This window comes from Glycomyces sp. NPDC047010 (assembly GCF_040644205.1).
Taxonomy (GTDB): domain Bacteria; phylum Actinomycetota; class Actinomycetes; order Mycobacteriales; family Micromonosporaceae; genus Glycomyces.
Genome location: NZ_JBEYVY010000012.1, coordinates 139,876 through 153,220 on the forward strand (window position 1 = coordinate 139,876; position 13,345 = coordinate 153,220).

General features: G+C 71.4%; 9 protein-coding genes. 2 read left to right on the plus strand and 7 right to left on the minus strand.

All coding sequences use genetic code 11. The features are described from left to right. Nucleotide 1: 1 nt before the first annotated feature. The 3 genes from pstC to AB0A65_RS22830 form a co-directional block, all read right to left on the minus strand. Nucleotides 2-1,024 carry a phosphate ABC transporter permease subunit PstC gene (gene pstC / locus AB0A65_RS22820; protein WP_359954169.1) on the minus strand — a complete coding sequence of 341 codons (1,023 nt, stop codon included), beginning with the start codon at nt 1,022-1,024 and terminating at the stop codon, nt 2-4. 24 nt (nt 1,025-1,048) lie between these two features. Further along, a complete protein-coding gene (locus tag AB0A65_RS22825; RefSeq protein WP_359954171.1) occupies nt 1,049-1,408 on the minus strand; it encodes a hypothetical protein in 360 nt (119 codons plus the stop codon). 86 nt (nt 1,409-1,494) lie between these two features. Beyond that, the gene (locus AB0A65_RS22830) at nt 1,495-2,298 is read right to left on the minus strand and encodes a phosphate ABC transporter ATP-binding protein (protein ID WP_359954331.1); all 804 of its coding nucleotides are present in this window, start codon (nt 2,296-2,298) and stop codon (nt 1,495-1,497) included. Between the two features lie 460 nt (nt 2,299-2,758). Between AB0A65_RS22830 and AB0A65_RS22835 the strand changes: the two genes are divergently transcribed. After that, on the plus strand, nt 2,759-3,859 hold the full coding sequence (locus AB0A65_RS22835; RefSeq protein ID WP_359954173.1) for a substrate-binding domain-containing protein: 1,101 nt from the start codon (nt 2,759-2,761) through the stop codon (nt 3,857-3,859). Between the two features lie 72 nt (nt 3,860-3,931). Here the strand turns inward: AB0A65_RS22835 and AB0A65_RS22840 are convergent, their stop codons facing one another. From AB0A65_RS22840 to AB0A65_RS22850, 3 genes are read right to left on the minus strand one after another with little or no spacing between them, the layout of a single operon-like run. After that, nucleotides 3,932-5,158 (minus strand): cellulase-like family protein, encoded by a 1,227-nt coding sequence (locus tag AB0A65_RS22840; protein ID WP_359954175.1) that lies wholly within the window; start codon nt 5,156-5,158, stop codon nt 3,932-3,934. A gap of 38 nt (nt 5,159-5,196) precedes the next feature. Next, nucleotides 5,197-7,536 carry a beta-galactosidase gene (locus AB0A65_RS22845; protein WP_359954177.1) on the minus strand — a complete coding sequence of 780 codons (2,340 nt, stop codon included), beginning with the start codon at nt 7,534-7,536 and terminating at the stop codon, nt 5,197-5,199. Beyond that, nucleotides 7,533-10,796 carry a DUF5107 domain-containing protein gene (locus tag AB0A65_RS22850; protein ID WP_359954179.1) on the minus strand — a complete coding sequence of 1,088 codons (3,264 nt, stop codon included), beginning with the start codon at nt 10,794-10,796 and terminating at the stop codon, nt 7,533-7,535. Before AB0A65_RS22850 ends, AB0A65_RS22845 begins: the two co-directional genes overlap by 4 nt. Before the next feature lie 56 nt (nt 10,797-10,852). Here AB0A65_RS22850 and AB0A65_RS22855 point away from each other — a divergent pair, with 56 nt between their 5' ends. Then, entirely contained in the window at nt 10,853-11,740 is an 888-nt protein-coding gene (locus AB0A65_RS22855; protein ID WP_359954181.1) for an AraC family transcriptional regulator, read from the plus strand. A gap of 37 nt (nt 11,741-11,777) precedes the next feature. Here AB0A65_RS22855 and AB0A65_RS22860 read toward each other — a convergent pair whose 3' ends face one another. Then, nucleotides 11,778-13,214: an RICIN domain-containing protein gene (locus AB0A65_RS22860; RefSeq protein ID WP_359954183.1), complete on the minus strand. Its 1,437-nt coding sequence runs from the start codon at nt 13,212-13,214 to the stop codon at nt 11,778-11,780. Nucleotides 13,215-13,345: the final 131 nt, after the last annotated feature.

Genomic DNA, 13,345 nt, shown 5'->3' on the forward strand with positions numbered 1-13,345 from the left:
CTCAGATCTCGGTGGCGGCGCCGCTGCGGCTGCGGGCCACGACCATGGCCGCGAGGGTGTTCACGACCAGGGTGAAGGCGAACAGGACGAAGCCCGCGAGCATGAGCGCGGACAGCTGGACCGGCGAGGACTCGCCGAACCGGTTGATGATCTGGGCGGCGATGGTGATGGTGCCGTTCTCCAGGATGCGGACCTTGAGGTCGAAGGCGGGCACGATGATGAGGGCGACGGCGATGGTCTCGCCGAGGGCACGGCCGAGGCCGAGCATGGTGCCGCCGATGACGCCGCCCTTCCCGAAGGGCAGGACCACGGACCGGACGACGCCCCAGCGGGTGCCGCCGAGCGCCAGCGCCGACTCCCGTTCGCCCGCAGGGGCCTGGGAGAAAACCTCGCGCATGACGGAGGCGACGATCGGCAGGACCATGAGGGAGACGACGACGCCCGCGATGAACGCCGAGGACGTGTACTGGTACGCCTCGTTGTTCCACAGTGTCGTGTCGGGGTTCGCGCCGGGCACGTCGAGGACCGCGATCCAGCCGAAGAAGTCGTGGATCCAGCGGGCGACGTCCACGAGCGCGGGCTGGAGGACGATGAGGCCGACGAGCCCGTAGACGACCGACGGGACGGCGGCCATGAGGTCGACCATGGCGATGAGCGTGCGCTTGGACCGCAGGGGCGCGTACTCGGTGATGTACAGGGCCGTGGCGAGCGCGAACGGCACGGCGATGACGATCGCGACCCCGGCGACGGTGATCGTCCCCAGGAGCAGCGCGGAGACGCCGAGTTCGCCGGTCTCCATGTCCCACTTGTTCTCCGTGAAGAACGCGGGCCCGAACTCGTCGAGGGCGATCCCGGACTCGGAGAGCATGAACAGGCCGATCCCGGCCATGAGGGCGAGCACGAGCAGACCGGCGCCGCGGGCGCCGCCGCGGAAGACCCGGTCGGCCGCGGAGTGGCCGTGGTGGATCCGCCGCGGCGTGTCGACGCCGACGGCGGCCTGCCCGCTAGGCGTGGCGGAGGTCAACGGGGGTCCTTTCCGGGGTTCGCGTCATCTCCGGCGGGAGGGCCGGAACACGGCCTCGTCGGCCGTGCCGGGCTTGAACTCGCCGCACAGCTCGACGAAGCGGTCGATGGCGTGGAGGCAGTCGATGCGCCGCGAGTAGGAGGCGGCGGAGCGGGCGACGGGGTCCTCGCCGTCGTAGAGCGTCCACGACCAGGTGCCGTCGTCCTCGTGGACGAGGCGGGGCCGCTGCGCGCCCGCGGCCTCGGCGGCGCGGCGGAGGCTGTCGAGGCATTCGGCGCGGTCCTCGGCGAGGTGGGCGCCGGTCGCCATGGTGCGGTTGTTGTCGCTGAGGAGTCTCCAGAGGAACCCGCCGTGGTTCGCGGGGCGGATGTCGAAGCGGACCATCGGTATCCGATTCTCTTGTGGCGGCCTCGTGGGCCGCTGCGGCGTGCGCGGCGCGGGGCCGCGTCAGGGGGTGTCGCCATGGCCGGTCAGCCGAAGCGGCCGTGGATGTAGTCGGCGGTGCGGGGGTCGCTCGGGGAGCCGAACATGGTCTCGGTGCCGGCCTGCTCGACGACGACGCCGGGCTTCCCCTCCTCGGCGAGGAAGAACGCGCTGTACTGGGAGACGCGCGCGGCCTGCTGCATGTTGTGGGTGACGATGACGATGGTGACCTCGGTGCGCAGCTCCGCGATGGTCTCCTCGATGCGGCGCGTGGAGGTCGGGTCGAGCGCCGAGCACGGCTCGTCCATGAGGAGCACGTCCGGCCGCACGGCGAGGGACCTGGCGATGCACAGCCGCTGCTGCTGGCCGCCGGAGAGCGAGGACCCGGGCTGGGCGAGCCGGTCGCGGACCTCGCGCCACAGCCCGGCCTTGGTGAGGCACCGCTCGACGAGGTCGCGCTTCTCGGCGCGGGTGCGGCGCGTCCCGGTGAGCTTGAGCCCGGCGGTGACGTTGTCCTCGATCGACATGGCGGGGAACGGGTTCGGCTTCTGGAAGACCATGCCGATGCGGCGGCGGGTCTCGGTGATGCGCTGGCCCTGGTCGTATATGTCGGCGCCGTTGAGGCGGACCTCGCCGCCGAGGCCCGCGCCGGGGACGAGCTCGTGCATCCGGTTGAGGATGCGCAGGAACGTCGACTTCCCGCACCCGGAGGGTCCGATGAGGGCGGTGACGGTGCCGGGGCGCATGGCGAGCGAGACCCGTTCGAGGACTTTGTGGCTCCCGAACCAGGCGGAGACGCGGTCCGCTTCGAGCAGGGCGCCGCGGGCGTGCTCGTCGGCGGCGGGGAGCACGGCGGTGGCGTCGGGGGTGTGCGGGAGGACCGCGGTGGCACCGGGCGGGGGCTGCCCGTTCCCGGTGCGATGCGGGTCGAGGACGTTCACGGGGGGAGGCTCCTCACGGACGGGGGTGTTCCTTCACGCACTGCGATCCAACGGGCACGCCGTGACCAAGGGCCCACAAGGGAGTGAACCGGAGGTTCACGACGCATGGCCCGTGATCTGCCTCATACACAAGACAGTGCAAAATCGACATTCTGCGGATTTCCCAGCAGGCATTTCGCCGAGACGGGCCCGATCCTCCGGGCATGCCGTGCGAGCTGGCGGTGCAACGGCTCCTTAACCGGCTGGGCATGGCCAGTTGACGCGGTCTTGGCCGTGAGGTGGTAGTTCCGGGGCGCGCGGTCCTTCAGTCTCGTAGTTGCTTCGTTCCGAAGCGCAACCACCTGACTCGAATGGAGTTCCCATGCGGATCATGGCCAGGACCGCTGCCGCCGCTGCCGGCGTCGCGCTCGCCATCACCACCGGGATCGGTGCCGCGAACGCGGACCCGTCGTTCCAGCCCGTCGGCGCCGACATCGTCGGCGTCGGCTCGGACACCACCCAGTTCGCGCTCAACGACCTCGCGGTGTCGTACAACGCCGCGTTCACCGGCGGCGACCTCGCGTCCTGGGACGCGGTCAACCCGACCACGGGCCTGCCCGGCGACAGCATCTGGGTGGTGGACCAGGACACCGACGGCGTCCAGGACGCCAACAACGAGACCGTCGTCCGCCCCAACGGCTCCTCCGCGGGCATCAACCACCTGCGCCTGGACACCGCCTGCGACGGCACCCAGGACAGCTTCGTCGACTTCGCCCGCTCCTCGCGCGCCCGCCAGGCGTCCGACAGCCTCTGCAACGGCGTCGCGGGCGGCCCGCAGGTCCTGTTCCTGCCGTTCGCGCTCGACAACATGCGCTACGCGGTCAACCGCACCAACGGCGCGATCAACACGGACTTCCCGGCCGACGCGGTCGGCACCAACGCGCCGCTCAACCTGACGGCGGGCCAGCTCGCGTCGATCTACAACTGCTCCGTCGACCAGTGGAGCGACCTGAACGCGGCGTGGTCCACCGCGCTCATCGACGCGAAGATCCCCCAGGCCGGCTCCGGCACCCGCACCGCGTTCCTCGCCGCCATCGGCGTGACCTCCCCCGGCGCCTGCGTCGACGAGGTCCAGGAGCACGACGCGACCGCCGTCGACGGCAACGCGAACGCGATCGTCCCGTTCTCGGTCGGCCGCTTCAACACCCAGGTCCCGGTCGACGGCTCCAGCGTCAAGCCGGTCCAGCTGAACACCTCCGGCTTCTTCCTGTCCCGCCCGCTCTTCAACGTCGTCGTCGACACCACCCCGCTCGACGGCCCCGCCGCCGGCGGCATCCGCACCGACCTCCGGAACCTGTTCGGCGACAACGACGTCGACTGGGGCTGGATCTGCTCGGACGACGCCAAGGACGAGATCGAGGACGCCGGCTTCATCCAGCTCGACACCCTCGACGAGGGCGAAGAGGCCAACCCCTGCGGCCTCGCCCAGTAGCACCCCAGTAGGCACTCCCCACCGATGAGGAACGCCCCGGGCGCCGATCAGGCCCGGGGCGTTCCGCCCTGCCTACCCTTTCCGGAAGGCGGCGTTGCATTCGCGCTGGAGCGCCTCGTCCTCCCACATCGCGTGCTGCGGGGCCGCGTTCGAGCACACGATCGTCCCCCACGCGCCGACCCTCACCGAATGCGCGACGGCGTCCCGGCAGATCCCGGCCCCGACCGGGCCCTCCTCGAAGCGGCCGTCCCGGGGCGTGTACCCGACCCAGCCCTCCCCGAAGTAGAAGGGCACGCCGAGAAGCTTGGCGTGGTCGGCGGCGGCGTCGATCCAGTCGCGCAGGCGGTTCGCCATGGCGATGCGGTGCTCGCCGTAGTGGTCGTACAGGTAGCGGTCGAACAGTTCGGGGTCGCACCAGTCGTGGACGTAGATCTCGGCGGGCTGCATGATCGACGCCTTGAGCTTCCACGCGTTCGCCTCGGGCAGAGCCCATTCGCTGAGGGCCGGGGCGCCGGGGCGCAGCAGGCGGGCCGCGGCGTCCTCCTGGGGGAACTCGGCGGCGGGGCGGCGGAGGCCGAACTCGGCGATGAGGTCGTCGAGGACGCCGTAGACGTAGGGGTGGAAGCCGAGCGCGGTCGCGTTGCGGGGCAGGCCGCGCATGGAGCTGACGGGGACGCCGCCGTAGTTGGGGGCGCAGGGGACGTCGGGGTGCCGGGCGAGGAATGCGGCGATCCCGCGCTCAAGCCGGTCCCGAAGCTCGACGACCGAGTCCTCGACGCCGGGCAGCCCGGCGGTGAGGTGCCCGATCTGCACCTCGTTGTGCGGCTCGACGCAGGCGACGACATGGGCGAGCCCGTGCTGCTCCAGGTAATCCACCAGGTCGGCCTGGGCCTCGGCGAGCACCGTGAGCCGGTCCTCCGGCGCCACGGCATGAAGGGCCTCGTACCAGGCCGGGTCGTCGGCGAACGCCGGACTCTGCTGGTACTCCCAGGAGGAGACGATGACCTTGACGCCGTGCCGATCCGCCGCCCGGAAGAACGCCAGCAGATGCGCCTTCGCATCGATCACCGTGGGCTCGCGCACGTCGTACCAGCGGACCCGGCCCCCGTACTCCCCGCCGAGCGGTTCCAGCCGGAGCGCGGAAGTATCGACCCCCGACCTGAACAGCAGGATCGGCATCGCGCAGATACGAACGGCGTTGTACCCCAACTCCACCGCCCGCGCGAACGCCGCATCCAGGTCCTCGAACGGCTCGCCTGGCCCGGTCCGCACATACCAGGAGAAGTCCCAGAGCGTCATAGAGAGACGTTCGGGCAGGTCAACTACGTTCGCATCATTCATGAATCCTCCTCAATGGTGAGTCGGGTCTCTTTGACCCGGATTGCTGTCACAGATTCGACGGCTACCCCGTCCTCCCTCCGACGCAGGGCCGGATCGACCCAGACCCCGGTACTGCGGACCCAGGGAAGGAATTCGAGCCGAACAGAGCCAAGGGAGGTGACATCGATGTCCCAAGGGCGGCCATGCCAGAAGTGGTCACCGACGAGTCGGCCGCCCGAATAGGCACGCGCGACATCACCGGTCCACTCGATGCGCAACAGAGTCCGATCGGCACTCGGCTCGGGCAACTCGACATGGACGACGGCAGCACCGGAATAGTCCTCAGGAGCACTGAGACGCCCCATGGGCCCGCCACACCGTGGCACAGCCGCAGGCCCATGTCCGGGACGCAAGTCGGCAAGGAGCGGCTCCGAACCGGCGCCCGGAACCATGAGCGCATAAGCGCGCCAGGAACCATCAGGCCCATAGAGGATCGCGAGGTTCACTCGCTCCCGGTCGGAGTGAACAACGAGGTCATTGCCGTCGGCGTAGACCGGGGCGTCGGCGAGGACCAGGCGGTCGCGCCCGGCGAGGCGCAAGCGGTAGAGGCGATTCGCGCTCGCTTCGTCGAGCACCAGGAGCCGCACGCCGTCTAGGTCGATGAAGCAGTCCGGCCCGGGAGATCCGGGAAGCTCGACTGGCGTGCCGTCGCCTAGGACCAGTTCGACCGGCACACCGTCGATCGCCGCGAAGACGACGAGGTCTCGCGCGCCGACGGAAACATCAGGTGCGTCGAGGGCGGGTGGGCCGCCGCCGGTCCCGGCCGGAATGTCGGTCGTGGCGGGTACCGTCGCGGCGTACGTGCCGCCTTCGGCGGTTCCGCCGCCGCTGGCGGCGGGGTTGGTGAGGGGGAATCGGGTGAGGAGTTGGGCTGTGGCGCTTCGGAGTTCGAGGGCGTCGGTGAGGGGGTAGCGGAGGGGCCAGGCGAGGGAGCGGTCCGCGGGGAGGTCGATGGGGGTGGTCGGGACCGTGATCGTGGCGTCGTCGAAATGGACCGTGAACTGCACACCGGGCTGCGCGGGGAGCCGGTGGTGGCGCGGCTGGTAGGTCGTCGCGAAGAGGTAGCCGCTGGTGCCGTCGGAGCGCACCGACCAGCGGAGCCCGCCGGGATCGTCGCCGATGTGCGGCGCCATGCGCGCGAGGCGGTGGCCGTCGGCGTCGAGCCATAGGTGCTGGCGCCGCAGGAGATGGTGGTGCGGGCGGATCTGGCCGTGTTCGCCGATCGGGGCGTGGAAGTCGTACGTCAGGAGCGGCACGTCGTTCGGGTACCCGGTCGCCTGCGACTCCTGTTCCGTCCCTTGGGGTCCGGTGCGCTGCGTACCGCCCGCGTACATGTAGTAGCCCTGCCAGGCCGAGCCGGAGCCGAGCTTCGCGAGGGCGACCGCCGCGACGTCCTCGGGTTCGACCAGCGGGCGCCGGTGGTACGCCACGTGCATGCCGCCACCCAGCTCGCAGGTCACGAACGGCACGTCGTCGCGGTCGGCGGCCGGGCCCGCCGCGACGCCGTCGAGGGCCTCGCGGAGGTCGGCGCCGACGGTGAGGTCGTCGCGGGTGGTGCTGTACCGGAAGTGGACCGGCGCGAACGCGGGCCACTCGGTCGTCGCCTCCTCCCAGAAGCCGTCGGCGTACGCACCGAACACGGGCAGGAGCGTGTCCGGGACCTGCGCGCCGCCCCACCCGGTCGCCGTCCAGATCGGCACGCGCAGGCCGAGCTCCTCGGCCATGACCCGAAGGGTCGCAAGGTGACCGGGCTGGTCGTACAGCTCGTTGTCCACCTGGGCGGCGATGATCGGCCCGCCCTCGGCGTGCGTGAGGCCGCGGAGCTGCCCGATCGTCTCCGCGTAGAGCGCGCGCACGAGCGCGAGGTACGCCGGGTCGTCGGTGCGGGCCTTCAGGTCCCGTTCCAGGAGCCAGTCGGGAAACCCGCCGTTGCGGTACTCGCCGTGCGCCCACGGCCCGAGGCGGATCACGACGTCGAGCCCGTGCCCGGCCGCGAGTTCCACGAACGCGCGGAGGTCGAGGTTCCCGGTCCAGTCGAAACGGCCCGGCTCGGGCTCGTGCGCGGCCCAGAAGACATAGGTCGCAACGGAGTCGAGGCCGCCGGCGCGGGCGTGGCCGAGGGTCTCGCTCCACCGTTCGCGCGGGAGCCGCGAATAATGGATCTCGCCGGTCCGCGGGATCCACGGGCGGCCGCCGCGTTCGATCCAGCGGCTGGTGACCTCGATGTCGCCGCCACCGAACGGCAGATGGCCGCGGGTCGGGGGCGGCGGGGCGGGGACACGGATGCTTCGGGTCATTTCGACTCCTCGTCGAGCTGCGCGAGTTGGGCGCGGAGTGCGGCCGTGCGCTTGTCATGGGCGGCTTGGAGGTCGGTGGTGAAAAGGAGCATCTCGGGGAGTGAAGTCGCGAAGTAGTCCACTGTGGCGATATCTGAGGACTGGGTCTCTATGTGGTCGGCCAGGCCGTCTCGGAGCGCCTGGGCTGCGGCGGTATCGCCTAGGCGGCGGAGGGCCGTCACCGAGGCCGCGGTGTGCTCGGAGTACGCCTGGACTCGCATCCCCTGGAAGTCGCCTTCCTGTTGCGCCGCTTCGCGCCAGGCCGCGCGGGCGGCTTCGGCCTCGCCCGCGGCGGCGAGGGCGTCGCCGAGGGCCAGGTGCAGGTCGGCGGTGTTGGCGAGCGGGTGGCGGGCCTCGCCGAGGTTCGGGGCGGGACCGAGGGCGGCGCGTGCGTGGGTCACGGCGAGCGGGGCGTCTCCAGCGGCGAGTGCCGCGCGGGCGCATGACAAGTGGGCCTCCTCCCAGGCGGCCAGGACGCGGCCTTCGCCGCCTTCCCAGGGCTGGAACGCTCGGCCAGCGAGGACGTCGAGCGCGTCGGCGGGTCGACCGGTCAAGGTCAGGAGTTCCGCGAGCTGCACGGTGAGGTCGTCGCGGGTGTCGACCAGGTCGCGGCGGTCTTCCAGGACCGCAAGGCGTTTCGCGGGATCGACGCCGCGGCGGGCGTCGAGCTGGTCGGCTTCGTAGAGGAGGCGGGCGTCGTCAGGGGCGACAGCGCGGGCGCGCGCGTACCAGTCGGCGGCGCGCTCGGGGTCGCCCTGGACGTTGTGGGCGGCGACCCCGAGGTTGCGCAGCACCACCGGGTCGCCGGTGCCCGCGGCGGCCTCCCATGCGGCGATCGCCTCGTCGCGGCGGCCCGCGGCGTACAGGCGGTGTCCCGCCAGCGCGGCGATGACGGGGTCGCCGGGGCGGTGCTGGCGCAGGCGCGCGAGGGCGTCGTCTTCGGTGTGGGTGGGGAAGCACCAGGTGCGGTCGAGGTCATGGACCTGTTGCAGCGCTTGGTCGGCGGCGGTCTCGTCGCCGCGGGTGAAGGCGAGGTCGGCGCGGTGGAGCCAGGCGATGGGGGCGATGTTGACCTGGCCGGGGGCCGGGGTGAGGGTCGCGGCGGTGGCGAGGAGGTCGGTCGCGGTGCGGTCTTCGCGGATCGCGAGGTATTCGAGGGCGACGTCGAGGGCGATCGTGGGGTCGGTGGTGGGTTGGGCGTCGAGGCCGAGGCGGGTGGCGAGGTCGCGGGCCCAGGCGTCGAGCGGGTTGTCGCGGAGGGTGTCGGCGGTGATGGCGGCGGCGCGGTCGCGGTCGCCGCGGCGGAGGGCTGCGACGGTGAGGAGGTTGCGGGCCTGGGTGTGGCGGGGGCTGCGGGTGACGAGGTCGGTGAGGGCGGGTTCGGCGTCGAGGCCGGTCGCAGGGTTGGAAGCGAGGTCGAGGCGGGCGGTGGCGAGCGCTGCGGGGTCGGTCCAGGTCTGGTCCCAGGCGGCTTTTCCGAAGGCGGCCTTGGCTTCGGCGGTGCGGCCTTGGCGGGTGAGGACGAGGCCGAGGCGGTAGTGGGCTTCGCCGTCGCGGGGGTTGGGGTTGCGGCGGGTGAGGCGTGCGACGGCGGTGCGCAGGTGGGTCTCGGCGTCGGCCAGGCGGCCGGTGCGCATGAGGCGTGCGGCGAGTGCGGTGTTGCAGCGGGCGTCGCCGGGGTCGCGGCGCAGGGCTTCGCGCCAGTAGGGCTCGGGCGGGCGGGTGGCGTGGCGGTACTGGTCGAGGTGGAGGCCGGTGAGGTAGAGCTCGTCGGTGGAGGTGATCGCTTCGGGTGCAGGGGGTTCGGTCGCGGGGTCGGCGGTGGCGGGCTCCGTGGGAGAGGGCCGGGGACGCCAGGTCGCGAGGGTCTCGCCCTCGTGTTCGACCGTCAGTTCGAGTGCGGTCGCCTCGACGGGTTCCGCCAGGTGGAATTCCCCCACGTGCGGGGTTCCGGGGGCGAGGTCGGCGACTGCTTCGTGGAGTGTCCGGTCAGCGGTCCGCAGGAGGATTCGGGCGCCGGGCCGAGGAGCGGTCACGGCCGCGGCGATCCGGACGAGCGCGCCTTCGACGTCGAGGCGGACGGCGGCGTCCAGTGTGGCCTGGTGGACGGGGCCGGTGTCCTGGATCGGGTACCAGTACTGGGAGAAGGTGCGGGTCTCGCCGGGCCGGAGGTGGGAGAAGTCGGGCTGGTTGTCGGTGTGGACCCCGGCCATGAGCTCCACGTAGGGCCCGTTGGTGTCGGTGAGGTGGGCGTCCCAGGCACAACCGAAGGGGGCGTTGCCCCAGGTCCACTGCTTCTTGCCGGGGGCGACTCGGTGGTCGGCCCAGTGAACGAATCCGGCGCGGGCGGCGTGGTCGTAGCCGCCGAAGAAGTCGTCGTCGGTGTCGAGGCACATGTAGGAGGTGGGGACGGGGATGTTGCGGTACCAGTCGAGGCGGTCGCCGCCGGGGGCGCGGGACGGGTAGTCGACGCCGTAGTAGTGGCCTTGGGCGGCAGGGAAGGTGGTGGTGGCGCGCTTGGCGTGGTCGGCGACGACGCGGACGTCGGTAGGGAAGAACGACTGGTAGTCGTCTCCGGCGGCGGCGGCGACGTTGGCCCACCACAGGAACGTCTGCATGTCGTCGGTGCGGTTGGCGAGGTGGCCGCGCAGTTCGACGAGCGCGCTCCCGGGGCGGAGTCGGATGCCGTGCATGCCCTGCATGCGGGCGAAGGGGTCGTGGTCGGAGCACCAGGCGGTGGCGGCGCCGTCGGGCTCCTCTTCGATGAGGGTCTCGACGGGGAGGTGGGTGGCGGGGCGGTGGTGCTGGGGCCAGTTGAACTCGACGCCGCCGGAGACCCAGGGCCCGGCGAGGCCGACGAGGGCGGGTTTGATGACGTCGTTGCGGTAGAAGAAGTCGTGGCCGCGGGTCTTGTCGAGTCCGATGTGGATGCGTCCGCCGAGGCCGGGGAGGATCATGAGCCGCACGTACTCGTTCTCCAGGTGGATCGCGTCCCAGTCGCGCGGGGTCTTCTCGCGCGAGACGGCGTCGATGAACGGCAGCGGGTAGACCGCCCCGGAGGAGCCCTGGTAGACGCGCTGGTCGAGGTAGGCGGGGTAGCGGTCGGGGGCGGCGGGCGCGTAGGTGTCGATCGCGACGGGTTCGCGCCAGGCGCGCACGGGGCGGTCGGCGAGGGCGGCGGGGGCCTCGGGTAGGACGATCCTCGACTCTGGTGCGGGCATGGTCTCGACCGTACGGGGCCTTGACGTGGTCGTCCATGGCCGATTCAATGAAGCGCATGGACGAATCGACGGTCGGCATCCGCGAGGGGTTCGCGGGCCAGCGGATGCTGGTGGTGCCGCGCGGGACGGTGGCGAAGGCGCTGCGGCACCCGGTGGCGGGGAAGCTGCTGGTGACCGATGCGGGCTGCTACCCGCGCGCGGCCGGGCACCGGCGCTCGCGCCCGCACGGGGCGCGCGAGCACGTGCTGCTGGTGTGCACCGACGGCGCGGGCTGGTGCCGGGTGGGCGGCGAGGAGGTCGCGGTGGCGCGGGGCGGGACGGTGCTGCTCCCGGCGGACCGGAAGCACGTGTACGGTGCGGCGCCGGAGGACCCGTGGACGCTGTGGTGGTTCCACTTCACGGGTTCGGACGCGGCGGACCTGGTGCGGGCCGCGCACGCGGCGGCGGGCGGGCCGGTGACGCACCTGCGGGACCCGGCGCCGGTGGCGAGCCTGGTCTCGCAGGTCATCGACGCACTGGACGCGGGGTTGACGACGGCGGGCCTGATGCGCGCGGCGGGCGCGGCGTGGCATGCGCTCGCGCAGGTCGCGGCGACGGGCCGCCGCGAGCCGGGGCCGAGCCTGAGCCCGCTGGAGCGGGCCGTGGAGCACCTGCGGGAGACGGCGCCGCGGCGCACGTCGGTGACGGCCCTGGCGGCGATGGTGGGGTTGAGCGCGTCCCAGTTGAGCGCGCTGTTCCGGGAGCGGCTCGGCTTGTCGCCGTTGCGGTTCCAGGTGCAGTTGCGGATGGCGCTGGCGCGGGAGCTGCTGGACGGCACGTCGCTGCCGGTGGCCGCGGTGGCGCGGGAGGCCGGGTACGACGACCCGATGTACTTCTCGCGGCAGTTCGCGCGCCAGCACGGGTTGACGCCGACGGCGTTCAGGGAGCGCGGACCGGTCGGGTAGGCGGTCCCCGGAGGCCGGGCCTCCGGGGACCGGGCGGCTAGACGCCGAGCCAGGCTTGCGGGCCGGCGTACGTGTCGAGCAGCGCGGGCAGGGAGCTGGCGCTGTCGAGGGTGTACGAGTAGTAGTCGGACGGGTTGAACGCGGAGCCGCTGGTGACGCGGTCGCCGGTGCAGTCGACGCAGATGCTCCCGGACTGGCGCAGCTGCGCGGTCGCGTCGGGGTAGTACGGGTCGTTCACGTTGTCGAAGTAGGAGTTCTCCAGGACCATCTTGGTGGAGCCGCGCGAGTAGTTGCCGTACCCGCTGATGTCCTGGAGGTAGTTGTTGTACAGGTGGGCCAGCGCGACGTTGTCGGTGCTGGGGTTGCGCTGGTTGGTGCCGTGGATCCAGTTGTGGTGGATGGTGATCCGCGAGGTGACGTTGGTGGTCCAGCCGATGCCGAAGGACTTGTTGCCGGGGCCGAGCTCGTTCCAGGACACGGTGAGGTTGGTGGTGTCCTTGCGGGAGTCGATGATGCCGTCGTTCATGTTGTAGATGCGGTTGTGGTCGATCCAGACGTTGGACGCGGTGTCCATCTGGATGCCGTCGTAGTCGTAGTCCTTGTCGTCGGGGTCGTCTTCGGGCATGAGGGTGTCGCGGATGGTGAGGTTGCGGATGATGACGTTGCTGGTGCCGGTGCCGAGGAAGAATCCGCCGCCGACGATCTGGCCGGAGGTGCCGACGCCGATGACGGTCTTGTTGGAGCCGACGCTGATCTCCTTGCCCTTGGGGCTGATGTTGATGGTGGTGGCGACGCGGATGGTGTAGGCGCCGGAGGCGGCGGCGTAGCGTTCGAGGTCGGCTTGGGTGGTGACGGTGACGGTGGTGCCGCCCTGGCCGCCGGTGACGCCTTGGCCGAAGCCTTCGAGCCGGTCGACGTTGGCGGGGCGGGAGCCGACGGGGACGAGTTTGAACTGCTGATTGGTGGCGCCGGTGGCGGCGTACTGGGAGATCCTGCCGCCCTTGGCGGTGGACCATTCCCAGACGTCGAGTGCTTTGCCGGAGGCGCGGTTGACGAAGGTGGCGTAGCCGCCGCTCTCGGTGATGGTCCACTGCTGGTTGGCGGTGCCGGCGTCGCCCCATTGCTGGATCTTGGCGCCGTCGGCGGTGGAGCCGCCGTCGACGTCGAGGACCTTGCCGGAGAGGCGGACCTGGATCTTGTAGTAGCCGCTTCCGGCGTCGAGGAAGCGGAACTGCTGGTCCTGGGAGCCGTTGGAGTCCCATTGGACGAGTTCGGCGCCGTTGTCGAGGGAGGCGGCGCGGATGCCGAGGACGAGGCCGGAGCTGCGGGACTGGAGGTTGTACCAGGTGCCGGTCTCGAAGGCTTCGGCCCTGGCGGTCTGCCAGAAGTTGAGGGACGCGGCGGCGAGGGCGGCGGCGAGGAGTGCCGTCAGGGCGAGCACGAGGCGGCGCGGGCGCGCCGTGGATATCGTCATGCGGTTGTCCTTGTCGGAGTCGGGTTCACGGCCCGCGACATGCCGGGAATCGAAGGTCGTGAGTATTTACTTTCATCAATTTACATAACCGGGGCGCGGACGCGCAAGTGCGGGCCGCGGGACGGGGCCAC

What these genes read in the sequence shown, in the direction of transcription:
- AB0A65_RS22825 (WP_359954171.1), bottom strand. Translation starts at nt 1,408, where the DNA reads ATGGTCCGCTTCGACATCCGCCCCGCGAACCACGGCGGGTTCCTCTGG.
- AB0A65_RS22835 (WP_359954173.1), top strand. Translation starts at nt 2,759, where the DNA reads ATGGCCAGGACCGCTGCCGCCGCTGCCGGCGTCGCGCTCGCCATCACC.
- AB0A65_RS22840 (WP_359954175.1), bottom strand. Translation starts at nt 5,158, where the DNA reads ATGACGCTCTGGGACTTCTCCTGGTATGTGCGGACCGGGCCAGGCGAG.
- AB0A65_RS22845 (WP_359954177.1), bottom strand. Translation starts at nt 7,536, where the DNA reads ATGACCCGAAGCATCCGTGTCCCCGCCCCGCCGCCCCCGACCCGCGGC.
- AB0A65_RS22850 (WP_359954179.1), bottom strand. Translation starts at nt 10,796, where the DNA reads ATGCCCGCACCAGAGTCGAGGATCGTCCTACCCGAGGCCCCCGCCGCC.
- AB0A65_RS22855 (WP_359954181.1), top strand. Translation starts at nt 10,853, where the DNA reads ATGGACGAATCGACGGTCGGCATCCGCGAGGGGTTCGCGGGCCAGCGG.
- AB0A65_RS22860 (WP_359954183.1), bottom strand. Translation starts at nt 13,214, where the DNA reads ATGACGATATCCACGGCGCGCCCGCGCCGCCTCGTGCTCGCCCTGACG.